Origin of the sequence: Stutzerimonas nitrititolerans, from assembly GCF_003696285.1 — a bacterium.
Classification (GTDB): Bacteria; Pseudomonadota; Gammaproteobacteria; order Pseudomonadales; family Pseudomonadaceae; genus Stutzerimonas; species Stutzerimonas nitrititolerans.
In genome coordinates this window covers 43,902-69,474 of the sequence record NZ_RFFL01000005.1, presented here as the reverse complement: position 1 = coordinate 69,474, position 25,573 = coordinate 43,902, and the positions used below count along the sequence as shown (strand labels likewise).

The following is a 25,573-nucleotide window of genomic DNA, read 5'->3' as shown; positions in this document are numbered from 1 at the left end:
CCATGCGCATCTCGACCTTGCAAGCCTTCAACAACGGCGTCACCGGACTGCAGCGCAACTACTCCAACGTTACGCGCACCCAGGAGCAGATCAGCACCGGCAACCGTATCCTCACGCCGGCCGACGACCCGGTCGCATCGGTGCGCCTGCTGCAGCTCGAACAGCAGCAGAACGTGCTCAACCAGTACAACGCCAACCTGACGGCGGCGGACAGCAGCCTGACCCAGGAGGAAGTGACGCTCAACTCGGTAAATACCGTGTTGCTGCGCGTGCGCGAGCTGGCCTTGCGCGCCGGCAACGGCTCTCTCTCGGCGGAGGATCGCCAGTCCATCGCCGCCGAGCTGAGTGAGCGCGAGGACGAGCTGCTGTCGCTGATGAATACCCGCAATGCGCGCGGCGAGTACCTGTTCTCCGGCTTCCAGGGCAAGACGCAGCCTTTCGTGCGCGCCGCCGACGGCAGCTACAGCTACCAGGGTGACGAGGGCCAGCGCAAACTGCAGATCGCCAGTTCGCTGAGCATCGCCATCAGCGACAGCGGCAAGGCGGTATTCGAGAACGTCACCAACGCGGGGCGCTACAGGAGCGAAGTCGACAGTTCGGGTGCGGCGCCTGGCTCGACCTTGAGCGTTTCCGCGCCTCTGGTACAGGACGAGGTGGCCATCGCGGGAAACCCGGCGTTTCCGGCGGCAGGGGTGGGTGTGCATTTCACTTCTGAGAGCGAGTACGTCGTCTATGACCTGGCGGCCGCCCCGGATTTCGCCAACCCACCCATCGATCCCGACCTGGTGCTCGCCTCGGGCTCGGTCGACGCTGATGGGGAAACGGCGGACGAGCTGGTTTTCCGTGGCGTGATGATCAAGTTCGATGGCATGCCGACCGGTGGGGAGTCGATAGAAGTCACCCTGGATCCGTCGGCGCAGAAGCAGGGCATCCTGGGCACCATCGCCAACCTGCGCAAGACCCTGGAAGACCCGTCCTCCAGCAACGCCGACATTCGCGACTCGGTGGCGGTGAGCCTGACCAACCTCGACCATGGCATGGTCAGCGTGGATGCCGCGCGGGGCAATATCGGCGCACGACTGAACGTGATCGAATCCACCCTGACCGACAACGAAGACGTGGCGCTGGTGAACAAATCGGTGCAGGCCGACTTGCGCGAGCTGGATTACGCCGAGGCGCTGTCACGGCTCTCGTTCCAGACCATCATCCTCGAGGCGGCGCAGCAGAGCTACGTGAAGATCAGCAGTCTCAACCTGTTCAATTCCATGCGATGAACTGAAAAGCGCGGCGGGGCTCACAAAACGCCGCGTCATGGTTTGACATGGAGGTGTGGCCGATTAGATTGGACGGCGCGCGGGGCAAGGATGTACCGCGCTGAGACACACTCAACATAAGGACATGACTCATGAGCAAAGCCTTTCTTTCGGCAGTTGCCTTCGCACTGCTGACCAGCGTTTCCCTCTCAGGCCATGCGGCCGCCACCCAATCCGAGCCGGTCGATACCAGCCCAGGTGCCGTAATCGAAACAGGCGCGATCAACCTCAACACTGCCGATGCTGAAACCCTGACCCGCGAACTGACCGGTATCGGTGCGACCAAGGCCAGGGCAATCGTCCAGTATCGTGACGCGCACGGCCCGTTCACTTCTGTCGACGAGCTGCTTGAAGTGAAGGGTATCGGTGCCGCCACCCTGGAAAAGAATCGAGGCAAGCTTAGTCTCAACTGATTCTTCCCAGCAGCTCTGATGCAAGGGCCGATCAATCGATCGGCCCTTGTCGTTTCACCAGCCGCTGTACCGATCGCTTCCAAGGCTGGGATCCGTAGCGGTATCCAGGCGTCGCTCGCTCCGGCGCACTGGACGGCATGTATGGTTGCTCGAACGATTGGCCGTCGTCGGCTGTCCTCTAGGCATGGTCATCGGGTTTTCAACGGACTGTTCGGTCGGTTGATGACTGGCTGAAACAGTAGTGAAACGCTGCTTGCGGCTGGCGGAAAATAGCCAAACTGGCGAAAAAAGGAATTGACATGCTTCGGTTATGCACATTCGGGACGTTGAGAAGGCCGGGTTTATTCCTTCAGGGCGATGTGAGTTGCCTTTTTTCGTAAGTGATTGATTTTTAATAGTTAATTTGTAGTGAGTAAAAAGGCGTCGATCTGTAGGGAGCCCGCATCAGCCGGGCGTTTGCGGCGCTCATCCATACTTTGCTCACAGACTTATCCACAACTTTTGTGGATAACCCTGGAAGCCAAAGGGTACGGGCCTTAGCGAGCGATTTGTCATGAAAGTACCCTGGAATCTGATGAAATATCTGCCGCTGGCGCAACGCGTTCTTTCCCGAGGGCGCCTGCCTGCCATTCTCATCGCCGTGGCTCGCAAGCGGTCTTCCGGCGGCGGGTGGCTGAAGAGCCTGGGCGAGGATCTTTCGCTGTCGCAAGCGCTCTGTGTGGCCTGGTGGAAAGGTGAGTATCGTGCTATCAGCAAGCCGGCTCTGGTCGCTGTGGTAGCGGGGCTGCTCTATTTCCTTTCGCCCATGGATGCAGTGCCTGATTGGATCCCCGGGCTGGGGTTCATCGATGATCTGGCCGTACTCAGCTGGGTGATGCGCAAATGGTCGACGGAACTGCAGGCGTTTCGCCGCTGGAAAGAAGCACAGCCGAAAGAAGTGCAGGCCAGCCTGGAACGCGCGCCAGCACCTGACGAGCCGATGGCCGCGCCAACCGACGCTCGCGGCGACCGTTGATTCCTCCGTTACGCCTCATGATCCGCTTCTATGTCTAAATCTTCGCGCCCAGCCTGTTAAGATTCACGGCCTGTGAATCATGGCGAATGAGGCAAGCGGATGAATGTTCAGGTGATCATGCGCGATGGCGCGCCGGAATATGCGGTGCTCCCTTGGGACGACTATCAGGCGCTGCTGAATGCAGTTGGCCGCCCAGCAGCCGCTCCGCCACCAGTCACGCCTGTCGCCGCGCCACCGAAGTTCAGCGAATTGACCGTGTTGCGTGAAGCGCAAGGGATGAGCCTCGAAGCGCTGTCCAGGTCGGTGGGCATCAGCCCCGCATACCTGGGCTTGATCGAGACTGGGGAACGTGATCCCGATGCGGCCATACGGCGTGCGTTGGCACGGGCCCTAGGGCTTTCAGGGTGGGGAGACGACGCTTGAGCCAGCAGGCGCCCGCCATGCGCATCAGCCGGCCGCATTGGCAGGCCTTGCTCGACGAGCTGGAGAGTGCGCGGCGGCAGCGGCATCTGGTGACTTATCGGGCGTTGCTGGAGCGTTTGCAATTGCCAGCGCCTGCGATGCAGACGCTGGCAGCGGCGCTCGAACATCTGGCCGCGCTCGATGCGCAGGCCGAGCGTCCGTTGCGTAGCGCGCTGGTCATCAGCCAGAGCGCGAGCCGTTTGCCCCGAACCGGTTTCTTCGAGTGTGTCGCGCGCCTTGGGCGTTTTGCGGGGCCTGCCGACGGCCCTGCAGCGGCTTCCTGGCATGCCGGTGAGGTGGCGCGGGTGTTCGAGTTCATCTATCCGGAGATCTCCTGATGCTGTTGAAACTGCGTGCCCGCATGGGCTACTTCACTGCGCGCAAGCTGATGGAGTCGCGCTGGGCCGTTCGGCAACCGCGGCTATGGCGCTGGATGGAGGGGCAGTTCGCGCGAATGGCGGGGCTGGGCGACACCCGGGCGCAGAGCTTCTATGGGCATATCCTGCTTTTCCGGGGGCAGGGCTATGGCGCCAAGCGCGAGGGAGTTCGCTTCCTGCGTCTGGCGGCCGAAGCCGGTGATGCCAAGGCGGCCTACCAGATGGGCGTGGTGAGCCTCAGCGAGGATGCCAAGCACGGCCCCGATGGCAACGAAGCCGCCCGCTGGTGGGCGTTGGCGGCCGCTGCCGGACACCCGCTCGCCGCATCTCGTCTGGCCCAGCTGTACGCCGGAGGAGGGCATGGGCTCAAGGCAGACGAGCAGCAGGCGGAGCAGTACCGGGCGATTGCGGCCAGGCTGGGGCTTTGAATCGCTGGCCGATCTTTCTCGCTATCGCTGCCAACGGCCGAGCAGGCGAATCACTGCAGCGAATGCCGGAACGGTAGGCTGCTGGGCGGTAGCGGCGACGCGGCATGACGCGTTCGGAACGCCATCTCGGTGATCAGCTTCAACACGTCGATGGTGCGTGCCAGGCCGTGATAACGGCCGTTCCGGGTGATGATGAATGCCTCATCGATACGCTCCTGACTCGTCAGCAAACGGCTGAGTTGATGCAGCGGCTGGCCTAACTCCACCGCAAGGTAATCGAGCTTCATCAGCTGACAGACGGGTTGGTTGGCGATCGTGCGATGCGGTGCTTCGATGAGCTGGCTGCGGTGAACGATACCGGCCGGCTCGCCGTTTGCTCGCACAACGGCGATTGCGTTCAACTGGTCTTCCCGGTTGAACACCTCTTGCACCTCCGCAACCGATCGGTCGACCAGAACGGCGTTCCGATCAAGCAGCAGTGTCGAGAGATCGTCAGGTACCTCGAACGGTACCGGCTGGCTCCAGCCTGATGACGACAACAGGCCCTCGGTGTTCAGGCGTGGCACTTCCTGCGGTCGCCCCAGCAGGTATCCCTGGACCAGATCCACACCCATCGAGGACAGCACGCGAAGCTCTTCGGCAAGCTCTATCCCTTCGGCGATCACCTGTGCGCGGGACGTCTCGGCGATTTTCAGGATCGACTGGACGAACTCACGCTTGACCGGATCCAGGTGGATACCATCGATGAAGTACCGATCGATCTTCACGTAATCGGGACGTAGCTGCGACCACATGCGCAGGCTGGAATAACCGGCGCCCAGGTCGTCCAGGGCGATCGAGAAGCCCATGGTCCGGTAGTGATGCAGGGCCGTATCCAGCAGTTCGAAGTCATCCGTTGGCGTCTGCTCGGTCAGCTCGATCACGACCTCGCTGGCCGGAATCCCGAACGACTGCAGCAATTCCAGGGTGCGGCCGGGCTTGTGCGTGGCGTCCAGCAGGGTTTCAGGCGAGGCGTTGAGGAACAGTTTGCCCGGCAGATGCTGTTGGCGGTAGCGACGACAGGCGTTCTGGCGGCAGAGCATCTCCAGGTCGTTCAGGCGACCGCCGTGACGTGCCGCCGCCAGCAGGTTGATCGGTGAGTGCAACGCGCTGTTGGACGGGCCTCGGGTCAGGGCTTCGTGGCCGAGTGCACGTCGTTGCGAGAGCGAGACGATCGGCTGGAACAGGGTGGTGATGTCGCCGTGAGCAAGGATGCGATCCAGATTGCTCAACTGCTCGGTGACGGTCATGGTGGGCTCGTGATGGAGGCTGAAAATACGAAGGCCGCAGAGCTGCGGCCTTCGTATTTCTATCGCAGGGTGATGTCATTTTGATGACATCGTCGGAGCCTAGTGTTTGGCCATGGCCGAGTTGAGCCCCAGGTAATCCAGCAGAATATGGCCGCTTTCCGAGAGATAGGCGTCGTCTTCGGGTTTGAGCTTCTTGTCCTCCTGGTGCGGCATGCTCTCGTCTTCCTTCTCCAGCGCTTCCAGCGGCGATTCGCCCTTGGCGACGCGCAGGGCATTCTCCAGCGCCAGCTGTCGCTTCTCGATGTCGGCATGCTGCTTGCGGCGCTTGTCTTCGTTAAGGCTCACCGAGGTTTCCTGCATCAACTCCTGGGTCAGCGCCAGCCGTTCGCGGGTGAAGACGAAATCGGGATGCTCGCTCGTCCGTGTGTCGTGGCGGGCCTTGAGTTCGGCGAGGAAGGGCATGAAGGGATTCATTTCCGGATTGATCGCCGCGCGAATGCTGTCCCAGGGCAGGGCTTCGGAGAGCGCGCTCTCGCCGATCTCCTTGGTATCCACTTCGGCGGGATAGGTGATGTCGGGAATCACGCCCTGATGCTGGGTGCTCTGTCCGGAAACCCGGTAGAACTTGGCCAGCGTGAGCTTGAGCTCGCCATGGTTGAGGGGCTGGATGGTCTGTACCGTGCCCTTGCCGAAGGTCTGGCCGCCGAGGATGAGCGCACGGTGGTAGTCCTGCATGGCGCCCGCGAAGATTTCCGAAGCGGAAGCCGACAGGCGGTTGACCAGTACGGCCAGCGGGCCCTTGTAGAAGGCGCCGGCACTTTCGTCGGCCAGCACGTCGATGCGGCCATCGCTGTTGCGCACCAGCACGGTCGGCCCCTGATCGATGAACAGGCCGGTCAGCTCGGTGGCTTCCTGCAGCGACCCGCCGCCGTTATTGCGCAGGTCGATCACGACGCCATCGACCTTCTCCTTCTGGAGTTCGGTCAGCAGCTGCTTCACATCCCGGGTGGTGCTCTTGTAGTCGCGGTCGCCGGCGCGCAGTGCCTTGAAGTCCAGATAGAACGCGGGAATCTCGATGACGCCGAGTTTGTAAGCCTGGCCGTCGTGCTCGAGGTTGAGGATGGATTTCTTGGCCGCCTGTTCTTCGAGCTTCACGGCCTCGCGGGTGATGGAGACCACCTTGCTGGTCTGGTCGTTGGGGGCGTTGCTGGCCGGGATGACCTCCAGGCGAACCACCGAACCCTTGGGGCCGCGAATCAGCTTGACCACTTCGTCCAGGCGCCAGCCGATCACATCGACCATCTCGTCATCCTGCTGGCCGACCGCGACGATCTTGTCCGCCGGCGCGATCTGCTTGCTCTTTTCCGCAGGGCCGGCCGGCACCAGGCGCACGACCTTGACGTGTTCGTTGTCGCTCTGCAGCACCGCTCCGATGCCTTCCAGGGACAGGCTCATGTTGATGTCGAAGTTTTCCGCATTGTCCGGCGACAGGTACTGGGTGTGCGGGTCGTAGGATTGCGCGAAGGCGTTGATGTAGGTCTGGAACACGTCTTCGCCGCGGGTCTGGTCGAGGCGGGCGAGCTGATTCCGGTAGCGCTTGGTCAGCAGCTCCTCGATGGCCTTGGGCTCCTTGCCAGCGATTTTCAGACGCAGGATTTCATCCTTGACCCGCTTGCGCCAGAGGTCGTCCAGTTCGGCCTCGTCCTTGGGCCAGGCGGCCTTCTCGCGATCGATCAACAGTTCCTCATCGACGCTGAAGTCGAAGCTGTCGACGCCCTTGTCCAGCAGCGACAGGGCATACTCGAGACGGCTCTTGAAACGTTCGAGATGGCGCTTGTAGATGGTGAAGCCAGGCTGGAGGTTGCCGTTCTTGAGGAAATCGTCGAACTCGTTGCGCCACTTGCCGAATTCGTCGATATCCGCCGCCGTGAAATAGCTGCGTGACGGATCGAGCATGGCCAGATAGCTGTCGAAGATCTTCGCCGAGCGCGCATCGTTCAACGGCGGCTTGTTGTAGTGATGGCGCTTGAGCAGTTCCACCACATTGAGACTGGCGATGACCTGGTCGCGGTCGGGTTCCAGGTAGTCCCAGGTCGTCGGGCTGCTCGGTTTGGCCAGAACGGACGTGGCCTGGAGGCCGATGAACATGGCGAGGATGCCGAAGGCCAGGGAGCGTTTGATGGGGAGTCGGCGACGTGAAGCTAGGGTATAACGCATAGTAGGCCATCATGTTGGGCGCCGGCCGATATGGGGTCGACGGTGAAAATAATAGCCCGATGGTAACAGGCGGTTGCGAACGTCAGCGAGTGATGGTTGGGCGGTCGCAGGTTTGAACAATATGGAGGCAGCATGAAGGCATTGCAAGGTATCGAGGGGCAACTGGAGTGGGCGCAACGAGACGCGCCGGCATGTGCTCCCGGACAGATTCGTATCCGGGTGGCCGCGGCGGGCCTGAATCGCGCGGACCTGTTGCAGCGCGCGGGGCATTATCCGCCCCCACCGGGTGTGACCGATATTCTTGGCCTGGAATGCGCGGGGGTGATCAGCGAGGTCGGTGCTGGCAGCGGCTGGAAGGTCGGCGACCGGGTCTGTGCATTGCTCGCCGGCGGCGGCATGGCCGAAGAAGTGGTCGTCGATGCTCGCCACGCCTTGCCTGTGCCGGAAGGGCTTTCGCTGCAGGAGGCCGCGGTGATTCCCGAGGTCTATGCCACCGCCTGGCTCAACCTGTATCGGCTCGGTGCCTTGCAGCCGGGCGAACGGGTTCTGTTGCACGCGGGGGCCAGCGGCGTGGGATCGGCTGCGATCCAGCTGTGCAAGGCGCTCGACAATCCCTGCTGGGTCAGCGTCGGTTCGGCGGAGCGCCTGGCGTACTGCGAATCTCTCGGCGCACAGGGCGGCGTGCTGCGTGGCGAGACGCTGGATGCGCTACGCGATTTCGCTCCGTTCGACCTGGTGCTCGATCCGGTTGGCGCCAAATACGCCGCGCTCAATCTGCAAGTGCTCGGCAAGGATGCCCGCTGGGTGATGATCGGCCTGATGGGAGGGCGCAAAGGTGAAGTGGACTTCGGCACGCTGCTGGCCAAGCGTATCCAACTGATCGGCTCGACCCTGCGCAGCCGCGATGCCGATGACAAGGCCGAGCTGATGGCGGAACTGCAGGAAAGGGTCTGGCCGCTTTTCGCCCGTGGCCAGTTGACGCCGCGTCTGGAGCGGACCTTCCCAATCGGTGACGTGGAGGCCGCGTTCGCTGCACTGGCCAGTAACACCGTATCCGGCAAGCTGGCGCTGGTGATCGACGAAAGCCTGGTCTGACAGCCTGCTGAACGGAAGGCGCTGTGCAGCTTGCACAGCGCCTTAATCTTCAGGGCAGTTCGGCGCTCGAATAGAAGGCTGTCAGCACCTTCACCAGATGCGCCAGGTCCTGGCTGCCGGCCAGTTCGCGAATGGAATGCATGGCAAAGGTCGGTGCGCCGATGTCGATGGTGCGCACGCCCAATTGCCCGGCCGTGATCGGACCGATGGTCGAGCCGCAACCCATGTCGCTGCGGGTGACGAAGCTCTGCACCGGCACTTCGTTCTCCAGGCACAGGTGGCGGAAGAAACCGGCGGTTTCGCTGCTGGTGGCGTAGCGCTGGTTGCTGTTGACCTTGATCACCGGGCCGGCGTTGAGCTTGGGGCCATGGTTGCCGTCGTGCTTGTCGGCATAGTTGGGATGCACGGCGTGGGCGTTGTCGGCGGAAATCAGCAGCGAGCGATTGATCGCGCGCTGGTAGTTTTCCTCTTCCGGCATCAGGCGGCGCAGCACCTGTTCGAGGAAGGGACCGTCGGCACCGCACAGCGAAGTCGAGCCGACCTCCTCGTGGTCAGTGCAGACGAGCACGCAGTTCTCGTCCGCATCCGTGGCGAGCAGCGCCTGCAGGCCGGCGTAGCAGGACAGCAGGTTGTCCAGGCGCGCACCCGCGATGAACTCGCCGTTGAGGCCGATGACGGCAGCCCGCTGGGTATCGTAGAAACTCAGTTCGAAATCCAGCACCACATCGGCGACCAGGCCGTGCTCGCGGCCCAGCTGGTCGGCGAGCAGCGCACGGAAATCGGGGCCATCCTGGCCGACGATTTGCGCAATGATCGGTGGTAGCTCGTTCTGCGCATTGATCGGCCAACCCTGGTTGGCTTCACGGTTGAGGTGGATCGCCAGGTTGGGGATCGTCGCGATCGCGGCTTTGAAATCGATCAGCTGGCTTTCGATGCGTCCGTCGCGACTGTAGGTGACGCGCCCGGCCAGCGAAAGGTCGCGGTCGAACCAGGGCGCCAGCAGGGCGCCGCCATAGACTTCCACGCCCAATTGCCAGAAGCCCTGGCGTTGCAGGTCCGGGTGCGGCTTGACCCGCAGGCAGGGGCTGTCGGTATGCGCGCCTACCAGGCGCAGCCCCTGTTCGGCCAGCGGCTTGCTGCCGAGCTGAAAGGCGATGATCGAAGAGTCGTTGCGGGTGACGTAATAGCGACCACCGGCTTCGGTGATCCAGCTCTCGCGTTCATCCAGCGGCTTGAAGCCTGCAGCCTGCAGGCTGCGCGCCAGGCTGGCGGTGGCGTGGAAGGGCGAGGGTGAGGCGGCGAGGTATTCGATCAGACCCTGGTTGAGTTCTTCGCGCATGGGAGGCTCCGGACGACAAGGCCTGAAGTCTATCCCATCGGCTACGGTGGCTGCATTTCCCAGGGGGAGCCCGGTCAGCTGCGCCGCGCCACGACTTCGAACAGATGCCAGTGCTTGGCGTGGCCCACTGCGGTCTTGCCGTCGTATTCGTGCTCGTTGAATTCCAGGAGCGTCCAGCATTCGAACTGTCGCAGCAGCTGGTCCTGCGTGTGGATGCTGAGGCGTTTGGACGCCCAGTCATCTCGGGGGCCGAAAAAATGCCCGGTGAACAGGCCACCCCGCCGCATGCTCCGGACTATCCGTTCCCACATGTCGGGAAAAGCCCCAGGCTGGCAGAACGGCAGTGCGAAGCTGGCATTGATGAGGTCCGCTGCTGGCAAAGGGGCACTGTCCTCGAAAGCTCGGCACACCATGCTGAGCTTATCCGGCGCGTAGGCGGCCGCCTGCTCGTGCAGGATATCCAGGGCATGCGGATCCCGGTCGAGGGCAATAACGACCCAGCCGGCACGGAGCAGTGCCAGGCTGTCGCGGCCGGCGCCGCAACCCAGATCCAGTGCCAGGCCGGGATTGCCTGGCCACAGGTCGAGCGCTTTGCACAGGTTAGGCTGCGCGGGGGCGCCTCGGGTCGCTTCGAGGAAGTTGCGCATCAGAACGGGGCAGGGCTCTCGAAGCGCATGCGCTCGCCGTTTTGCGGATGAGTGAGCGCAAGCATGCTGGCGTGCAGGCACAGACGTTCATGGGCCTGTAGCGCCTGCTCATGGGCGTAGAGCCGATCGCCCAGCAGCGGATGACCGATGGAAAGCATGTGCACACGCAACTGGTGCGAGCGGCCGGTGATCGGCGTCAGCTCGACACGGCTGAAATCGCCGCAGCGCTCGAGCACTCGCCAGAAGGTCAGCGCATGCTTGCCAAGGTCGTGATCGACCACGTGGCGCGGCTTGGTCGGCGGATCGTAGCGCAGCGGAAGATCGATACTGCCGCTGTCCTGTTCCGGCTGACCCCAGCAGAGCGCGGTGTAGGCCTTTTCGGTCTCTCGGTCGTGGAACTGCCGCGAGAGTTCGCGGTGGCTGTCGGCATCGCGGGCAAGCACGATCAGTCCGGAGGTTTCCCAGTCCAGTCGGTGCACGATGCGCGCTTCGGGAAAGCCGTTCTCCTGCAGGCGGGTCACCAGGCAGTCGCGGTTATCCTCGGCACGGCCGGGAACGGAGAGAAGCAGGGTGGGCTTGTTGATCACCAGCAGGGCGGCGTCCTGGTGGACGATCTGGATATTGCTTAAGGGCATCTGCTTTTCCACAAATGAAGACGGCGACCCGTGGGCCGCCGTTTCTGGATACCGGCTTCGCTCAACGATCCGGCAGAGTGATGTTCAGCTCCAGAATCGAGCAACTGCCCTGGTCTTCGAGCGCAACCTGAACCTGGTCCTGGTCGATGTTGACGTACTTGCGGATCACTTCCACCAGCTCTTTCTGCAAGGCCGGCAGGTAATCCGGCTCGTTGCGCTGGCCACGCTCGTGGGCGACGATGATCTGCAACCGTTCCTTGGCGATGGCGGCAGGCGTTTCCTTCTTTTTGCGTTCGCGGAAGAAATCCAGCAGGTTCATTCTCGACCTCCGAACAGGCGTGCAAGGAAGCCTTGCTTCTTGGCGTCGAGGAATCGGTGGGTCACTTCCTTGCCGAGCAGCCGGTCGACGGCGTCGCTATAGGCCTGGCCGGCATCGCTCTGGTCGTCGAGAATCACCGGTACGCCCTGGTTAGAGGCCTTGAGCACGGCCTGGGACTCGGGAATGACACCCAGCAGGCGGATGGAGAGGATTTCCTCGACGTCCTCGACACCGAGCATTTCGCCCTTGGTCACGCGCTCGGGGTTGTAGCGGGTCAGCAGCAGGTGCTCCTTGATCGGCTCCTCGCCGTTTTCGGCGCGGCGCGATTTGCTGGCCAGCAGGCCGAGCATGCGGTCGGAGTCGCGTACCGAAGAGACTTCCGGGTTGGTCACCACGATGGCCTCGTCGGCGTAATACATGGCCAGGTGCGCACCTTTCTCGATGCCGGCCGGCGAGTCGCAGATGACGTACTCGAAGTTCTGCGCCAGTTCGTCGATGACCTTGCCGACGCCTTCGAGGGTCAGTGCATCCTTGTCGCGGGTCTGGCTGGCGGCCAGCACGTAGAGGTTCTCCAGGCGCTTGTCCTTGATCAGCGCCTGGGTCAGGGTGGCGTCGCCATTGATGACGTTGACGAAGTCATACACCACGCGGCGCTCGCAGCCCATGATCAGGTCCAGATTACGCAGACCGACGTCGAAGTCGACGATGGCGGTCTTGTGCCCGCGCAGGGCGAGGCCGGTACCGATGGCGGCGCTGGAAGTGGTCTTGCCGACGCCACCCTTGCCGGAAGTGACTACGAGGATCTTGGCCAAGGTGATTCACCCTAAATATGGAAGCTGGGACCTTCTGCCGAGTTGGCGTCCGGATTGCCCGTTGGTCCTGAAAATTCGCGGAAGTATCCGTTAAAGGCGGGTTATGTTCAACACGTCGCCAGACAGGCTGATCTGTACCGCTTCCGCCCAGAGCGGGTCGCGTCGGAGGTCTTCGGCCACCTTGTACTGGCCGGCGATCGACACCATTTCCGCGGCGAGTTGCTGACAGAAGATGCGCGCGCCGGTATCGCCCTTGATGCCCGCCAGGGCGCGACCACGTAACGGGCCGTACACATGGATGTTTCCATCGGCGAGAAGTTCCGCGCCGGGGCTGACCGGCGCCAGCACGATGAGGTCGCCGCCCTGGGCATAGATCTGTTGCCCGCCGCGGATGGGCGTGGTCACGACGCGGCTCGGGCGATAGGCCGGTTCTGCTGGTTTGGCGGGCGCTGCGGATGACCGGGCGGTGGGGTCGAGCTTGCGCTCCTTGGCGCCCGAGGGTGGTAGAACGGGCAGGTCCAGGGCGCCAGCCGCCTCGACGATTGCCGGATGGCCGGCACGCAACGCCAGTGTGCGCAGGCCATGCTTGCGGCACAGCGCGATCAGTGCCGGCAGGTCGAGTTCGCAATCGGCTGGTAACTTGTCCAGCGCCAGCACCAGCGGTGTGTTGTTGAAGAAGTCCGGCGCCTGCTCGACTTTTTTCGCGAGCTGCCGATCGAGACGTTCGGGGTCGTTCTGCGTCAGCTCCAGGACGGTAATGGCGAGCATGCTGCCCTTGAGCTGGAACACGGGATCTTGGTCGAGGAGGTCGGCTTGGCTCATGGTCTGCCTGCGAGGGGAAATGGCGAGGACTTATAGCGGGGCTGACCGGATGGTGCAAGTTGCAGGCTTGCGTCCAGGTGGGCTGAAGCCCCAATACGCCTCTCCTCTCGGGAGAGGGCCGGGGTAAGGGGAAAGCGGCCCTGTCATCGCCGCCCTGCAAACCGCACCGTCTGCCTCAAGCCCGCCGCTTGCCGCTACACGCCGGCAATTTTCGTCGTGAGGGCTTAGAATGCGCAGTTTTTCCGGTACGAGCTTTCCGATGGATCGTCCCCGTTTTCGCGCTTGCTTCCTTCATCCACGCTTCTGGCTGTTGTGGCTGGGGCTGGGTTTGCTATGGCTGGTGATTCAGCTGCCATACCGGGTATTGCTGGCACTGGGGCGGATGCTGGGGAAGGCGATGTATCACCTGGCGGGGTCGCGTCGACATATCGCCAGGCGCAATCTGGAATTGTGCTTTCCCGACCTGTCCGATGCCGAGCGTGAGCGGTTGCTGAAGGAGAACTTCGCGTCCAACGGCATCGCACTGTTCGAAATGGCCATGAGCTGGTGGTGGCCGCAGGCTCGCCTGCAACGCCTGGCGCACATCGAGGGGCTGGAGCACCTCAGGCAGGCCCAGGCCGAAGGGCAGGGTGTGATTCTGATGGCATTGCACTTCACCACGCTGGAAATCGGCGCGGCGCTGTTGGGCCAGCGGCACACCATCGATGGCATGTACCGTGAGCACAAGAATCCGGTCTTCGATTTCGTCCAGCGCCGTGGTCGCGAGCGCCACAATCGCGATGCCACCGCGATCGAGCGCGAAGACGTGCGCGCCATGCTCAAGGTGCTGCGTGGCGGCCGCGCCATCTGGTATGCGCCGGACCAGGACTACGGACGCAAGCAGAGCCTGTTCGTGCCACTGTTCGGCATCCAGGCGGCGACGGTCACCGCCACCAGCAAGTTCGCCCGGCTGGGCAGGGCCAGGGTAGTGCCCTTCACTCAGCAGCGTCTGGCCGATGGCAGTGGTTACCGTCTGGTGATCCACCCGCCGCTGGAGGACTTTCCCGGGGAGAGCGATGAAGCCGATTGCCTGCGGATCAACCGCTGGGTCGAAGAGGTGGTCAGCTTGAACCCCGAGCAGTACCTGTGGGCGCATCGACGTTTCAAGACCCGCCCCGAGGGCGAGCCGAGCCTCTACAGGAAGGGGCGTTAGGGCTGTTGCCGGGCGTCGCCCCCACCCTGGCCCTCTCCCCTCGGGGAGAGGGAATCACCGTATCGGGCTATGGGTATTTCTGACGGCCGCTCGCTATTCCTCTATCTGCAACTCCCGCGCGCGGGTGTACACGTAGCGCACCTTCTCGTACTCGAAGGGGGAGTTGAGCTGCCCGTAGCGCAGGTTGGTGGTGTGGCGGATATCCAGCAGGCGCAACGCCGTCAGTCCCAGTTCGCCACCGCTGGCTTCGGCATAGCCGAGCGTGTCGATCTGCCGTTCTACGCCGAAGTCGGCGAGCTTGCCGGTGGTATCGCGCAGGTTGGAGGGCCCTAGTGCCGGCAGAATCAGGTAGGGGCCGCTGGGTACGCCGTAGAAGCCGAGCGTCTGACCGAAATCTTCCGAGTGCCGTGGCAGGCCCATGCGGGTGGCCGGGTCCCAGATGCCACCGACGCCGATGATGGTATTGAACAGCAGGCGGGCGGTGGTCTGCATGGCGCGCTCGCCCTTGAGCTGGGCCAGGCTGTTGAACAGCGTGGAGACCTCGCCGAGGTTGCTGAAGAAATTGCTGACCCCGGTCCTGACCACCCTCGGTGTCACACGGCGATAGCCGCGTACGGCCGGCAGCATTACCCATTGATCGAGGCGATAGTTGAAGTAGTACATGCGCCGGTTCAGGGATTCCCAGGGATCATGGATATCCAGCGCCTGGAAGGTGGCGCGTTCGAACTCGCGCTGATCGAGTCCCGGATTGAACTCCAGGGTGCTCAGTGGATTGGTGAACCCATCGGAATCGGTTTGCATCTGCCCATGGGCGAGGCCGCCGACCAGCAGCAGAGCAGGCAACACCAGGGAAAATCTAGCCACGGAAGAACTCCAGCATGTCCTGCGTGTTGACCCGATAGTTGAGGTTGCCGCAATGACCGCCTCGCGGGTAGAGGATCAGGCGCTCGCCAAAGGTGCGTCGCAGGAAACCCAGGTCGCCGGTGCCGAGGATGATGTCGTCAACGTTGTGCATGACGGCGATCTTGGTGCTCTGGCGCAGATAATCTTCCAGCGCGTAGAGGCTCACCTGGTCGATCAGCTGCGTGAGGCTGCCGCCGTCGTAGCGCGCCCGCCACATGGGGATCAGCTGTTCGGTGATGTAGCAGTCGAAGTCGCACAGCAGGGCGCGTCGGAAGAAGGGCTCCAGGCTGGTGCCTTCGTCGATGGGGTAGCCCGGCGGCACGATCAGGCCGCGGCGGTTGATCAGGTCCGAGGTGAAGGCGATGTCCGCGGCGGAAAGCCGGAACACGGAGCCGATCAGCATCGCCATCTGCTCGTCGGTCAGCCGCTGGGGCGATTGCTGAAGATCGAACAGCACGGCCTCGTCGAGGTTGATGTAGCCCTGTTGCTGGTAGTAGCGCGACAGTTTCTCGAAGACCAGTTCGTAGAAGGTGGTGCTGTCGTCGATGGCCTCCACCCGGGTCTGTACCAGCCTGTCCAGGTTGCGGATCGAGGTGTACAGGTTGACCGGTGGGTTGAGCAGCAGCACGCGCTTGAAGCCGAAACTCTGCCGGGTTTCGTCGAGCTTGCTGACGAACGCGGCGTTCAGCGCGCCGAGGCTGTAGCCGGTGAGGTGAAACTCGGTGACGGGCAGTTCGTGCTGCTGCGCGCGCACGGCCTGCATCACGCGATAGAGGTCCTCCGCATCATCGGGGCTGTAGCCGGGGGTCGCGAAGCGGGAGGCGGCGGCGATGAAGTCGAAACTGGTCGGCGAGGACAGCTGCACCACGTGATAGCCGGCACCGTAGAAGAGCCGCTTGAGTGACTCGGTCTTGCCGGCGCTATAGTTCGCGCCCGTTCCCGAGATGATGAAGATCAGCGGCGCCGGTCCCGGCTGCCGCGCCAGACGATAGGTCAGGCGTTTGACTGCCCAGAAGTTGTCCGGCAGCGTGAATTCGCGCTCGGGGCGCAGCCGCAGGCTGTAGTCGGCTTGGTCGATGTCGTCGTCACCGGGCACGTCGGCGCGCAAGTCCAGCGGCGTGGTGGCGATGCTGGCCTCGAAGGGGTTGGCCAGCGGGTAGCCGTAGTCCTCGGCGCTGAGGTCTTCCGCCCGCAGCGAAGGTTGGACCACTGCCAGCAGTGCCAGCAGGCACAGCAATTGCGGCAGGAGCGCCATGCTCCGCCGTCCATCGGACAAGGCGCGTTTGCCGAATTCTGGGGTAATGATCGAGGTGCTCCTTGGGTACGCGGCTGGCTGCCGGAAGTGAGTCCATTTCGATTCAGCAGGAAAACCTGCCGCTGAATAGACCATAGCGTAGCGGCGTCGTTGCAGAGAAAGAAGGGCTCCGCGTCATGCCCGTTTTCGAGAGAAAGCACAAGCCGGTAACGCGCCTTTTGCATGCGCAGCGGACCGGATCGGCCGATCTTGACCAAAAACAATGCGATTTTTCTTGTGATCCACTTCACCCCGCCCAGGCGAGCCAAGCTCAGTAATTTCGCCGCTTGGCAAGGCGGCAGGCGCTTTAGCACGGGCCTTTTCGGAATTGGACAGCAGACGAAAGTCGGGTGGTATTCAGCGTGTTGGGTCTTACAGTGGCCGACCTTTCCTCACGAGAGGAAAGATTGTGTGGAGATAATTCAATGAACAATGAAAATCTATACCAGCAGATCTATGACAATCCGCGCTTCCAGGAACTGGTTGCCAAGCGTGGCCGTTTCGCCTGGCTGCTGTCGGTCGTCATGCTTGGTGCCTACCTGGCCTTCATCCTGCTGATCGCTTTCGATCCCCATGTGCTCGGCGTGCCGCTCAGCTCGGCAACGGTCATCACCTGGGGCATTCCCTTGGGGCTGGGCATCATCGTCCTGGCCTTCGTACTGACTGGCATCTACGTGCGGCGCGCCAACGGCGAGTTCGATCGCCTGAATCAGGAAATCCTCAACGAGGTGCAGCAATGATCGCCCGTCTACTCGCGGCAGCCGCTCTTTTCGCTGCCTCGCCTCTGCTCCTGGCAGGCGAGGCGCTGACCGGCGAAGTACAGAAGCAACCGACCAACTGGACCGCGATCATCATGTTCGTGGTGTTCATCGTCTTCACGATGGGCATCACCAAATGGGCGTCCAAGCGCAACACCTCGACCTCCGATTACTACACCGCCGGTGGCAGCATCACCGGTTTCCAGAATGGCCTGGCGATCGCCGGCGACTACATGTCTGCTGCGTCCTTCCTGGGTATTTCCGCACTGGTCTACACCAGCGGCTATGACGGCCTGATCTACTCCATCGGCTTCCTGGTCGGCTGGCCGCTGATCCTCTTCCTGATGGCCGAGCGCCTGCGCAACCTGGGCAAGTTCAGCTTCTCAGACGTGGCGTCCTACCGCCTCGGTCAGACCCAGATTCGCATTCTCTCGGCAATGGGTTCGCTCACCGTGGTGGCCTTCTACCTGATCGCGCAGATGGTCGGTGCCGGCAAGCTGATCCAGCTGCTGTTCGGCCTGGACTACTACGTCGCGGTGGTGCTGGTCGGCGTGCTGATGGTCATGTACGTACTGTTCGGCGGCATGCTGGCGACCACCTGGGTGCAGATCATCAAGGCCGTTCTGCTGCTGTCCGGCGCCAGCTTCATGGCGCTGATGGTGATGAAGAACGTCGGCTTCGACTTTGCCAGCCTGTTCTCCGAAGCAGTGAAGCTGCATGAGAAGGGCGACGCCATCATGAGCCCGGGCGGCCTGGTGACCGATCCGGTTTCGGCGATCTCCCTGGGTATGGCGCTGATGTTCGGCACCGCCGGCCTGCCGCATATCCTGATGCGCTTCTTCACCGTTTCCGACGCCAAGGAAGCGCGCAAGAGCGTGTTCTACGCCACGGGTTTCATCGGCTACTTCTACATCCTGACCTTCATCATCGGCTTCGGCGCGATCCTGCTGGTCAGCACCAATGCGGACTTCCGCGATCTGTCCGGCGCCATCGTTGGTGGTACCAACATGGTCGCCATCCACCTGGCCACCGCGGTTGGCGGCAACCTGTTCCTCGGTTTCATGTCGGCCGTGGCCTTCGCCACCATCCTTGCGGTGGTTGCGGGCCTGACACTGGCCGGTGCCTCGGCGGTTTCCCATGACCTCTATGCCTGCGTGATCAAGAAGGGCAAGGCCAAGGAAGCGGACGAGATGCGCGTGACCAAGATCACCACGCTGGCCCTGGGAGTGGTGGCGATCCTGCTCGGCATCGCCTTCGAGAAGCAGAACATCGCCTTCATGGTCGGCCTGGCATTCTCGGTCGCGGCCAGCTGCAACTTCCCGGTGCTGTTCCTCTCCATGTACTGGAAAGGCCTGAGCACTCGCGGTGCGCTGATCGGTGGTGCGATGGGCCTGTTCACGGCACTGATCCTGACCATCCTCAGCCCGACCGTCTGGGTGCAGGTGCTGGGCAATGCCGAGGCGATCTTCCCGTACTCCTACCCGGCGCTGTTCTCCATCATCGTCGCCTTCATCGGTATCTGGTTCTTCTCGGTTACCGACAAGTCGAAAACCGCTGATGCGGAGCGTGCTCGCTTCTTCCCGCAGTTCGTACGCTCCCAGACCGGTCTGGGTGCCACCGGTGCGGTTGCCCATTGACGGGTGATTGAAGGATGCACAGCAAAAGGCAGCCGCGAGGCTGCCTTTTCTGTTTGTGCGCAACGCACCTGAGGCAGCGGCGAATCGCGCCCCGGATGGAGGGCCATTCAGTAGTCTGATGGTGGCCTGGGCCCGCACTCGCTTTCGCTAGACTCGCTGCAACTCAACGAACGAGAGGCAGCATGACGATGCATAACCGCATGATGGTAACCGGTGCCGGGTCCGGGCTGGGTCGCGAGATCGCACTGCGCTGGGCTCGTGAAGGCTGGCAGCTGGCGTTGTCGGATATCAACGAAAGCGGTCTGGCCGAAACGCTGGGGCTGGTGCGCGAGGCCGGTGGCGATGGCTTCGTGCAGCGCTGCGACGTGCGTGACTACAGCCAGCTGATCGCGCTGGCGCAGGCCTGCGAAACGAAGCTCGGTGGCATCGATGTGGTGGTCAACAACGCCGGCGTGGCCTCGGGCGGGTTCTTCGAGGAACTGTCGCTGGAGGACTGGGACTGGCAGATCGCGATCAACCTGATGGGCGTGGTCAAGGGCTGCAAGGCCTTCCTGCCGCTGGTGCAGCGCAGCAAAGGCAAGATCATCAACATCGCTTCCATGGCGGCGCTGATGCAGGCGCCGGGCATGAGCAACTACAACGTCGCCAAGGCGGGCGTCGTGGCGCTTTCCGAAAGCCTGCTGGTGGAATTGCGTGGCCAGGAAGTGGGCGTGCACGTGCTTTGCCCCTCGTTCTTCCAGACCAACCTGATGGACTCCTATCGCGGCCCGACGCCCAACATGAAGGCGCAGATCGGCAAGCTGCTGGAGGCTTCGCCGATCACCGCGGCCGATATCGCCGACTACCTCTATCAACAGGTGGCCGCCGGCGTCTTCATGATCCTGCCCCATGAGGAAGGGCGCATGGCCTGGAAGATCAAGCAGCAGAATCCGCAGGCCATATACGATGAAATGGCGGCGCTGGCGGAAAAGAAACGGAGCAAGAGCCGAGCCTGAGGGACGCCCCGCCGACAAACAGGGCGCAAGCTGACCGGCAAGTCGAAAACGGGCTTGCCCAGCGCAGTGACCGGGAGTAGGGTTGCCTGCCCGACTCGTTCGTAACCCTATGGTTTGATGGTGAAAATTCCTTCTGCCGGGCTGCTCATGGCTGCCCTGGTGCTGGCGGCGATCAACTTGCGCCCCGGCATCACTTCATTTGCGCCGCTGATCGAACGTATTGCCGCCGAGCTGCAGCTCAGCCGAGGGCTGGTCAGTCTGACCACGGCCTTGCCAGTACTGCTGATGGGCCTGTTGGCGCCGCTGGCGCCGCGCCTGGCGGTTCGCTTCGGTCTGGAGCGAACCATCGCCGGCTGCATGGGCCTGATCTGCGTAGCCCTGGCGCTGCGCCTCTTCGGCGACAACGCGCTGCTGCTGATCTTCACCGCCGGCATGGTCGGTGCCGGTATCGCGATCGCCGGGCCGCTGCTGTCGGGCTTCATCAAGCGCTACTTCCTGTCCCGGATGGGCAAGACGGCGGCCTTCTATTCATTGAGCATGGCGATCGGCGGAACCATCGGCGTGGTGCTCACCGCACCGGCGACCACCGTGCTGGATGACCGCTGGACCGCAGGGCTGGCGCTCTGGGCGATTCCCGCGCTGCTGGCACTGCTGCTCTGGTGGCGGCTGCCGAGCCAGCCGGAAGCCGCGGTGGAGAGCCGCGAAGGCCTGCCATGGCGGGAGCCGCGCGCCTGGCTGGTGAGTCTCTACTTCGCGCTGCAGGCGGGACTGTTCTACGCCCTGGCCACCTGGCTGGTGGCGCGCTATCACGAAGCCGGCTTCAGCCTGCTGCAGAGCAACACCTTCTTCAGCGGCTTCATGCTGATCGGCCTGCCGAGTGCGTTCCTCATGCCCTGGCTGGCGCAACGATTCGGCAAGCGGCATCTGTTGATGGCCGGCTGCGGCCTGCTGGCGAGCAGCTGCCTGCTGCTGATCGCCTATGTGCCTCAGGTGCAACCGCTGCTGGTCTGCCTGCTGCTGGGCACGGCGCTGAACGGCACTTTCTCGCTGTCGCTGATCCTGCCGATGTACGAAGCGAGCACGCCGCTCGGGGTCAGCCGCCTGACCGCGATGATGCTCTGCACCGGCTACTGCCTGGCCTGTTTGTCGCCGGTGCTCACCGGCTTGGCGCGCGACCTGGCAGGTCACTATCGCTGGCCGTTCCTGGTGCTGGCGGGCATGTCGTTCATCATGACTTTGCTAGCCTTGAAACTGGCGCCGCGGCGGCCTGCTGACGTGGCCGAGCGTTGAGTTCTGGGAGCCCGGCGGCGCGAAGCTGTGGTCTGGATCACCTCTGGCCGCGTGCAACGATGACCGTTTCGCTGCAGGCTGATAGGGTCTGTTGCCGTTCCGTACGCGGCCGCGACGGCGCCTGTTTTTGCGCGAGGCAAGGCACGAGGAGTGAAGTTTGGTGGTTCCAAATAAACGACGAGAAACGCCGTATCGCGCAAAAACAGGCCCGGCCCGAAGGGTTGCGCGGCAAATGTCGCCATGCGGCGTTGCGGGACTTGGCAAGGGAGTGACCATTGCCTGCATCCCGCGCCTTGCCTGGCGACATTTGGCGCAGCGACGCGGCTCGCGGCGAAACGGCAACAGACCCTATGGTCGCGCCGAAGTAACCGGCTTTTGTCTGGAGTGCTCATTTGGAGCCTGAATCCATCGTTTACGGCTGTATCCGCGACTGGCCTTCGGCAGAACCCGAGGAGTCGCGGCAGCGCCGCAGGGTCAACCTGGCGGCGCTGAACGCTTTGCCGCAGGGGGAGGGCTGGCCCTTCATCGGTCGCGAAATGTTCTCCTATTGCCAGCGCGAGGACGAAGGGCCGCACCAGACCCAGGTGATCCACTTCGGCGCGAGTTACCGCACCATCGAGTACGAGTGGGCCTTGTGGGTCCGTCACTTCGAAGCCCTGCTCGACGAGCTGTACTGGACCAGCGCCGTGGTTCATCTGGAAACCGAGCTGAACGGCACTCATACCTTTCGCTGGGAGACCGAGACAGGCTCCCACAGCCCGCACCAGCGCGACGTGCGGATGCGTTGTGCTTGGGAACGCGAAAGCGGAGTTCTAGGCTAACAGGTTGTTGAAAAACTACCTGCGTTGGCAATCCTGCGTTAAAAACGACCTCAAAATGCTCATTTACAACTGTAAACTCCGCTTTTTCGGTCATTTTTGCCTTGTCTTGCCTGCCTCGCCTACGTTTTTCAACGACCTGCTAGCTCGAGCGTGCGGTCCGGTGTTCAGTCGAGCAGCCATTCCTTGGGTACGTCGCGCTTGAGGGCGAGTTGGCATTGCTGGTGGTCGGCGTCGAAGACGATCACCGCCTCGCCCTTGTCCAGCGCCCGCCGAACCCGTTCGACGCGGGTAGGCAAGGGCGTTTCGTCACCGTTGTCGGTGCCGTCGCGCGTCACGAAATCCTCGATGAGGCGGGTCAGGGTGTCCGGTTCCAGCTGGTCGTGGGGAATGAGCATCGGCGGTATCTGGTCAGAAGAGGACGTGCGTCGGGCTGAGGCGCCGGCGCAAGGAGAGTGGAGGCGGACAAGCATACCGCGTCTCGCCCCTCGCTCCGCTGCCTGCTTGCGAACTAATCTTCCGCTCACTCCTGCTGCTCGTCGGCCGGGCGCCCGAGCAGCGAATCGACCGCTGGAACCCGCGTGTCGTTTTCCATTTGCGTGTCGTGTTCCAGCTGGTGGCTGAAGTTGTCCAGCGAGCCCTTGTGATCATGGGCGTCGCTGTCGAACACCGGTGGGCTCAGCAGGTAGGCGCTGATCAGGCGGCTCAGGGCGGCCAGGCTGTCGATGTGGGTGCGTTCGTAGCCATGGGTGGCGTCGCAGCCGAACGCCAACAGCGCAGTGCGAATGTCATGGCCGGCGGCAATCGCCGACTGGGCATCGCTGTGGTAGTAGCGAAACAGGTCGCGGCGCACCGGAATCTCCTGATTGCAGGCCAGCTTGAGCAGGTGACGCGAGAGGTGGAAATCGTAGGGGCCGCCGGAATCCTGCAAGGCCACCGTCACCGCATGTTCATGGGATTCCTGGCCCTTGGCGGTGGGTGCGATGTCGATGCCGACGAACTCGCTGACGTCCCAGGGCAGGGCACCAGCGGCACCCGAACCGGTTTCCTCGGTGATGGTGAACAGCGGATGGCAGTCGATCGGCGGTTCCTGGCCGCTTTCGAGCACCATTTTCAGTGCCGTCAGCAGCGCAGCCACGCCGGCCTTGTCATCCAGGTGACGAGCGCTGATGTAGCCGCTTTCGGTGAACTCGGGCATCGGGTCGAAGGCCACGAAATCGCCGACATTGATGCCCAGCGCGCAGGTTTGCGCGCGGCTGTAGGTATAGGCATCGACGCGCAGCTCGACGTGGTCCCAGCTGATCGGCATTTCGTCCACCGCGGTATTGAAAGCGTGCCCCGACGCGAGCAGGGGCAGCACGCTGCCGCGGATGACGCCGGTATCGGTGAAGATGCTGACCCGGCTGCCCTCGGCGAAACGGCTGGACCAGCAGCCTACCGGCGACAGGCCCAGGCGGCCGCTGTCGTGGATTTCGCGGACGATGGCACCGATGGTGTCCAGGTGCGCGGCGATGGCGCGGTCGGGGCTGTCGCACCGTCCCTTGAGCGTGGCACGGATGGTGCCGCGGCGCGTCAGTTCGAAGGGGATGCCGAGTTCGTTCAGACGCTCGGCCACATAGCGCACTATGGTGTCGGTGAAACCGGTGGGGCTGGGAATGGCGAGCATTTCCAGCAGCACGCGTTGCAGGTAATTGAGGTCGGGTTCGGGAATCTTCTTGCTCACTTTCGCTCCTGTTCCGATTGGTGTGTCGCGCTGCTCAGGCTGGCGTTCTGGCTCAAGGGAAAGAGCAGGTCGATGAAGCGCTCGGCGGTCGGCTGGGGATGATGGTTGGCCAGGCCGACACGCTCGTTGGCTTCGATGAACACATGGTCCGGCTGGTCGGCGCCGGGCACCAGCAGGTCCAGGCCGACCACCGGAATGTCCAGCGCCCGCGCGGCGCGCACGGCCGCCTCTTTCAGCTCGGGATGCAACTGATCGGTCACGTCTTCCAGCGTGCCACCGGTGTGCAGGTTGGCGGTGCGCCGCACGGCCAGGCGCTCACCCTGGGGCAGCACGCTGTCCAGCTCGAAACCGGCGTCGCGCAGGCAACGCTGGGTCTCCTCGTCCAGCGGAATACGGCTTTCGCCGCCGGTGGCCGCTTGCCGGCGCCGGCTCTGGGCTTCGATCAGCTCGCCGATGCTGTGGCTACCGTCGCCGATCACCTCGGCCGGCCGGCGCACTGCCGCGGCGACGACCTCGTAGCCGATCACCACGACGCGCAGATCGAGCCCCTGATGGAAGCTCTCCAGCAGCACGCGCTGATCGAACTGGCGTGCGCGGCGGATGGCTTCCTCCATGTCCTCGGCATTGCGCAGGTCGACGGAAACGCCGTGACCCTGCTCACCGTCCACGGGCTTGACCACCAGGCTGCCATGTCGCTTCAGGAAGGCCGCGTTTTCCCGCGGCGAGCCGGCCAGCTGCTGTGCCGGCAGGTTCAGCCCGGCGCGCGCCAGGGTGCGGTGAGTCAGCTGCTTGTCCTGGCAGAGCGTCATGCTCACTGCCGAGGTGAGGTCGGACAGCGATTCCCGGCAACGCACCCGGCGCCCGCCCTGGGTCAGCGTGAAAAGCCCGGCTTCGGCGTCGTCGATATCGATCTCGATGCCGCGCCGGCGCGCTTCGTCGACGATGATGCGGGCATAGGGGTTGAGTTCCGCCTCCGGCGCCGGGCCGAGAAACAGCGGCTGGTTGAAGCTGTTCTTGCGCTTGACGGTGAAGGTCGGCAGGTCGCGGAAGCCGAGCTTGGCGTAGAGCGCCTTGGCCTGATGATTGTCGTGCAGCACGGACAGGTCGAGGTAGGCCAGTCCGCGGCCCATGTAGTGTTCGATCAGGTGGCGCACCAGTGCTTCGCCGACGCCCGGGCGGGTGCAACTGGGCGATACCGCCAGGCACCACAGGCTGGAGCCGTTCTCCGGGTCGCTGAAGGCCTTGTGATGATCGACGCCCATCACGCTGCCGACCACCTGGCCGGTGTCCGCGTCCTCGGCAATCCAATAGACCGGGCCGCCTTTTTCCCGTGGCGTGCAGCGCTGGTGATCGAGGGGCATCATGCCGCGCGACTGATACAGGCCGTTGATCGCCTGCCAGTCGGCCTCCGATTGCGCCCGGCGAATGGCGAAGCCGCGGAAGCGCCGCCGCGCGGCGCGATAGTCGGTGAAGTGCAGGCGCAGGGTGTCCGAAGGGTCGAGAAACAACTGCTGCGGAGCATGTGCCAGGACTTGGTGCGGGGCCGCGACGTAGAGCGCGATGTCGCGCTCGCCGGGTTGCTCCTTGAGCAGCTCCGCGGCGAGCTCGGCGGGGTCGGAAAAGGTATGTCCCACCAGGATGCGTCCCCAGCCGCAATGCAGGGTGACGGGTGCGCCCGGCTCTTCCTGGCCGTCCTCGGCGAACCGTGCCTGCAGGCGCTGATAGGTCGGCGTCTGTCCGCGCAACAATCGCTGTCCATAGGCTTGTGATTTCTGCATGT

General features: G+C 63.2%; 25 protein-coding genes and 1 pseudogene. 13 read left to right on the top strand and 13 right to left on the bottom strand.

Features of this window, described 5'->3' with window-relative positions; all coding sequences use genetic code 11:
- Window positions 1-2 precede the first annotated feature (2 nt).
- From flgL to EA795_RS07580, 6 genes are all read left to right on the top strand, one after another.
- The gene (gene flgL, locus EA795_RS07605) at window positions 3-1,274 is read left to right on the top strand and encodes a flagellar hook-associated protein FlgL (protein ID WP_122076438.1); all 1,272 of its coding nucleotides are present in this window, start codon (window positions 3-5) and stop codon (window positions 1,272-1,274) included.
- Between the two features lie 131 nt (window positions 1,275-1,405).
- Entirely contained in the window at window positions 1,406-1,726 is a 321-nt protein-coding gene (locus EA795_RS07600; RefSeq protein WP_122076436.1) for a ComEA family DNA-binding protein, read from the top strand.
- Between the two features lie 553 nt (window positions 1,727-2,279).
- Window positions 2,280-2,741, top strand: coding sequence for a YkvA family protein (locus EA795_RS07595; RefSeq protein ID WP_122076434.1), 462 nt, complete (start codon window positions 2,280-2,282; stop codon window positions 2,739-2,741).
- Window positions 2,742-2,840: 99 nt separating this feature from the next.
- On the top strand, window positions 2,841-3,164 hold the full coding sequence (locus EA795_RS07590; RefSeq protein WP_014852164.1) for a helix-turn-helix domain-containing protein: 324 nt from the start codon (window positions 2,841-2,843) through the stop codon (window positions 3,162-3,164).
- A gap of 17 nt (window positions 3,165-3,181) precedes the next feature.
- Window positions 3,182-3,541 carry a hypothetical protein gene (locus EA795_RS07585; protein WP_170910137.1) on the top strand — a complete coding sequence of 120 codons (360 nt, stop codon included), beginning with the start codon at window positions 3,182-3,184 and terminating at the stop codon, window positions 3,539-3,541.
- Window positions 3,541-4,008: a hypothetical protein gene (locus EA795_RS07580; protein WP_014852166.1), complete on the top strand. Its 468-nt coding sequence runs from the start codon at window positions 3,541-3,543 to the stop codon at window positions 4,006-4,008. Before EA795_RS07585 ends, EA795_RS07580 begins: the two co-directional genes overlap by 1 nt.
- Window positions 4,009-4,064: 56 nt before the next feature.
- Here EA795_RS07580 and EA795_RS07575 read toward each other — a convergent pair.
- Window positions 4,065-5,297, bottom strand: a pseudogene (locus tag EA795_RS07575) (EAL domain-containing protein); the annotation flags it as partial.
- Window positions 5,298-5,396: 99 nt separating this feature from the next.
- Window positions 5,397-7,445, bottom strand: a complete 2,049-nt coding sequence (locus EA795_RS07570; RefSeq protein WP_240645000.1) for a carboxy terminal-processing peptidase — start codon at window positions 7,443-7,445, stop codon at window positions 5,397-5,399.
- Window positions 7,446-7,646: 201 nt separating this feature from the next.
- On the opposite strand from EA795_RS07570, the gene EA795_RS07565 reads away from it, so the two are divergent.
- Entirely contained in the window at window positions 7,647-8,609 is a 963-nt protein-coding gene (locus tag EA795_RS07565) for an NAD(P)H-quinone oxidoreductase (protein ID WP_122076428.1), read from the top strand.
- Window positions 8,610-8,658: 49 nt separating this feature from the next.
- On the opposite strand, the gene EA795_RS07560 is transcribed toward EA795_RS07565, so the two are convergent.
- From EA795_RS07560 to minC, 6 genes are all read right to left on the bottom strand, one after another.
- Window positions 8,659-9,948 (bottom strand): M18 family aminopeptidase, encoded by a 1,290-nt coding sequence (locus EA795_RS07560; RefSeq protein WP_014852170.1) that lies wholly within the window; start codon window positions 9,946-9,948, stop codon window positions 8,659-8,661.
- A gap of 74 nt (window positions 9,949-10,022) precedes the next feature.
- Complete coding sequence (locus tag EA795_RS07555; RefSeq protein WP_122076426.1) at window positions 10,023-10,595, bottom strand: class I SAM-dependent methyltransferase; 573 nt, start codon at window positions 10,593-10,595, stop codon at window positions 10,023-10,025.
- The gene (locus EA795_RS07550; protein ID WP_058073468.1) at window positions 10,595-11,230 is read right to left on the bottom strand and encodes an RluA family pseudouridine synthase; all 636 of its coding nucleotides are present in this window, start codon (window positions 11,228-11,230) and stop codon (window positions 10,595-10,597) included. The genes EA795_RS07555 and EA795_RS07550 overlap by 1 nt, the downstream gene beginning before the upstream one ends.
- A 61-nt stretch (window positions 11,231-11,291) precedes the next feature.
- Entirely contained in the window at window positions 11,292-11,549 is a 258-nt protein-coding gene (minE, locus tag EA795_RS07545) for a cell division topological specificity factor MinE (RefSeq protein WP_014852173.1), read from the bottom strand.
- Window positions 11,546-12,361 carry a septum site-determining protein MinD gene (gene minD / locus EA795_RS07540; protein WP_014852174.1) on the bottom strand — a complete coding sequence of 272 codons (816 nt, stop codon included), beginning with the start codon at window positions 12,359-12,361 and terminating at the stop codon, window positions 11,546-11,548. Before minD ends, minE begins: the two co-directional genes overlap by 4 nt.
- A gap of 90 nt (window positions 12,362-12,451) precedes the next feature.
- A complete protein-coding gene (gene minC / locus EA795_RS07535) occupies window positions 12,452-13,183 on the bottom strand; it encodes a septum site-determining protein MinC (protein ID WP_122076424.1) in 732 nt (243 codons plus the stop codon).
- 259 nt (window positions 13,184-13,442) lie between these two features.
- Here minC and EA795_RS07530 point away from each other — a divergent pair, with 259 nt between their 5' ends.
- Window positions 13,443-14,375 carry a lipid A biosynthesis lauroyl acyltransferase gene (locus EA795_RS07530; protein ID WP_122076422.1) on the top strand — a complete coding sequence of 311 codons (933 nt, stop codon included), beginning with the start codon at window positions 13,443-13,445 and terminating at the stop codon, window positions 14,373-14,375.
- Between the two features lie 93 nt (window positions 14,376-14,468).
- Here the strand turns inward: EA795_RS07530 and EA795_RS07525 are convergent, their stop codons facing one another.
- Both EA795_RS07525 and EA795_RS07520 read right to left on the bottom strand, forming a co-directional pair.
- A complete protein-coding gene (locus EA795_RS07525) occupies window positions 14,469-15,224 on the bottom strand; it encodes an MlaA family lipoprotein (protein ID WP_122076686.1) in 756 nt (251 codons plus the stop codon).
- A 7-nt stretch (window positions 15,225-15,231) separates the two neighbouring features.
- On the bottom strand, window positions 15,232-16,524 hold the full coding sequence (locus EA795_RS07520) for an alpha/beta fold hydrolase family protein (protein ID WP_170910136.1): 1,293 nt from the start codon (window positions 16,522-16,524) through the stop codon (window positions 15,232-15,234).
- Window positions 16,525-16,997: 473 nt separating this feature from the next.
- Here EA795_RS07520 and EA795_RS07515 point away from each other — a divergent pair, with 473 nt between their 5' ends.
- The 5 genes from EA795_RS07515 to EA795_RS07490 all read left to right on the top strand — a co-directional run bounded on the left by EA795_RS07515 (window position 16,998) and on the right by EA795_RS07490 (window position 22,073).
- On the top strand, window positions 16,998-17,312 hold the full coding sequence (locus EA795_RS07515; RefSeq protein ID WP_014852179.1) for a DUF485 domain-containing protein: 315 nt from the start codon (window positions 16,998-17,000) through the stop codon (window positions 17,310-17,312).
- Window positions 17,309-18,967, top strand: coding sequence for a cation acetate symporter (locus tag EA795_RS07510; protein WP_014852180.1), 1,659 nt, complete (start codon window positions 17,309-17,311; stop codon window positions 18,965-18,967). Before EA795_RS07515 ends, EA795_RS07510 begins: the two co-directional genes overlap by 4 nt.
- Window positions 18,968-19,155: 188 nt before the next feature.
- Complete coding sequence (locus tag EA795_RS07505) at window positions 19,156-19,962, top strand: SDR family oxidoreductase (protein ID WP_115028530.1); 807 nt, start codon at window positions 19,156-19,158, stop codon at window positions 19,960-19,962.
- A gap of 147 nt (window positions 19,963-20,109) precedes the next feature.
- Window positions 20,110-21,252: an MFS transporter gene (locus tag EA795_RS07500; protein WP_122076683.1), complete on the top strand. Its 1,143-nt coding sequence runs from the start codon at window positions 20,110-20,112 to the stop codon at window positions 21,250-21,252.
- Between the two features lie 392 nt (window positions 21,253-21,644).
- The gene (locus EA795_RS07490; protein WP_014852183.1) at window positions 21,645-22,073 is read left to right on the top strand and encodes a hypothetical protein; all 429 of its coding nucleotides are present in this window, start codon (window positions 21,645-21,647) and stop codon (window positions 22,071-22,073) included.
- Between the two features lie 164 nt (window positions 22,074-22,237).
- Here the strand turns inward: EA795_RS07490 and EA795_RS07485 are convergent, their stop codons facing one another.
- The 3 genes from EA795_RS07485 to ngg form a co-directional block, all read right to left on the bottom strand.
- Entirely contained in the window at window positions 22,238-22,468 is a 231-nt protein-coding gene (locus EA795_RS07485; RefSeq protein ID WP_014852184.1) for a YheU family protein, read from the bottom strand.
- A gap of 125 nt (window positions 22,469-22,593) precedes the next feature.
- Complete coding sequence (locus EA795_RS07480; RefSeq protein ID WP_122076418.1) at window positions 22,594-23,793, bottom strand: osmoprotectant NAGGN system M42 family peptidase; 1,200 nt, start codon at window positions 23,791-23,793, stop codon at window positions 22,594-22,596.
- Window positions 23,790-25,571 (bottom strand): N-acetylglutaminylglutamine synthetase, encoded by a 1,782-nt coding sequence (gene ngg / locus EA795_RS07475; protein WP_122076416.1) that lies wholly within the window; start codon window positions 25,569-25,571, stop codon window positions 23,790-23,792. Before ngg ends, EA795_RS07480 begins: the two co-directional genes overlap by 4 nt.
- Window positions 25,572-25,573 lie beyond the last annotated feature (2 nt).

What these genes read in the sequence shown, in the direction of transcription:
- flgL (WP_122076438.1), top strand. Translation starts at nt 3, where the DNA reads ATGCGCATCTCGACCTTGCAAGCCTTCAACAACGGCGTCACCGGACTG.
- EA795_RS07600 (WP_122076436.1), top strand. Translation starts at nt 1,406, where the DNA reads ATGAGCAAAGCCTTTCTTTCGGCAGTTGCCTTCGCACTGCTGACCAGC.
- EA795_RS07595 (WP_122076434.1), top strand. Translation starts at nt 2,280, where the DNA reads ATGAAAGTACCCTGGAATCTGATGAAATATCTGCCGCTGGCGCAACGC.
- EA795_RS07590 (WP_014852164.1), top strand. Translation starts at nt 2,841, where the DNA reads ATGAATGTTCAGGTGATCATGCGCGATGGCGCGCCGGAATATGCGGTG.
- EA795_RS07585 (WP_170910137.1), top strand. Translation starts at nt 3,182, where the DNA reads ATGCGCATCAGCCGGCCGCATTGGCAGGCCTTGCTCGACGAGCTGGAG.
- EA795_RS07580 (WP_014852166.1), top strand. Translation starts at nt 3,541, where the DNA reads ATGCTGTTGAAACTGCGTGCCCGCATGGGCTACTTCACTGCGCGCAAG.
- EA795_RS07570 (WP_240645000.1), bottom strand. Translation starts at nt 7,445, where the DNA reads ATGTTCATCGGCCTCCAGGCCACGTCCGTTCTGGCCAAACCGAGCAGC.
- EA795_RS07565 (WP_122076428.1), top strand. Translation starts at nt 7,647, where the DNA reads ATGAAGGCATTGCAAGGTATCGAGGGGCAACTGGAGTGGGCGCAACGA.
- EA795_RS07560 (WP_014852170.1), bottom strand. Translation starts at nt 9,948, where the DNA reads ATGCGCGAAGAACTCAACCAGGGTCTGATCGAATACCTCGCCGCCTCA.
- EA795_RS07555 (WP_122076426.1), bottom strand. Translation starts at nt 10,595, where the DNA reads ATGCGCAACTTCCTCGAAGCGACCCGAGGCGCCCCCGCGCAGCCTAAC.
- EA795_RS07550 (WP_058073468.1), bottom strand. Translation starts at nt 11,230, where the DNA reads ATGCCCTTAAGCAATATCCAGATCGTCCACCAGGACGCCGCCCTGCTG.
- minE (WP_014852173.1), bottom strand. Translation starts at nt 11,549, where the DNA reads ATGAACCTGCTGGATTTCTTCCGCGAACGCAAAAAGAAGGAAACGCCT.
- minC (WP_122076424.1), bottom strand. Translation starts at nt 13,183, where the DNA reads ATGAGCCAAGCCGACCTCCTCGACCAAGATCCCGTGTTCCAGCTCAAG.
- EA795_RS07530 (WP_122076422.1), top strand. Translation starts at nt 13,443, where the DNA reads ATGGATCGTCCCCGTTTTCGCGCTTGCTTCCTTCATCCACGCTTCTGG.
- EA795_RS07515 (WP_014852179.1), top strand. Translation starts at nt 16,998, where the DNA reads ATGAACAATGAAAATCTATACCAGCAGATCTATGACAATCCGCGCTTC.
- EA795_RS07510 (WP_014852180.1), top strand. Translation starts at nt 17,309, where the DNA reads ATGATCGCCCGTCTACTCGCGGCAGCCGCTCTTTTCGCTGCCTCGCCT.
- EA795_RS07505 (WP_115028530.1), top strand. Translation starts at nt 19,156, where the DNA reads ATGCATAACCGCATGATGGTAACCGGTGCCGGGTCCGGGCTGGGTCGC.
- EA795_RS07500 (WP_122076683.1), top strand. Translation starts at nt 20,110, where the DNA reads ATGGCTGCCCTGGTGCTGGCGGCGATCAACTTGCGCCCCGGCATCACT.
- EA795_RS07485 (WP_014852184.1), bottom strand. Translation starts at nt 22,468, where the DNA reads ATGCTCATTCCCCACGACCAGCTGGAACCGGACACCCTGACCCGCCTC.
- ngg (WP_122076416.1), bottom strand. Translation starts at nt 25,571, where the DNA reads ATGCAGAAATCACAAGCCTATGGACAGCGATTGTTGCGCGGACAGACG.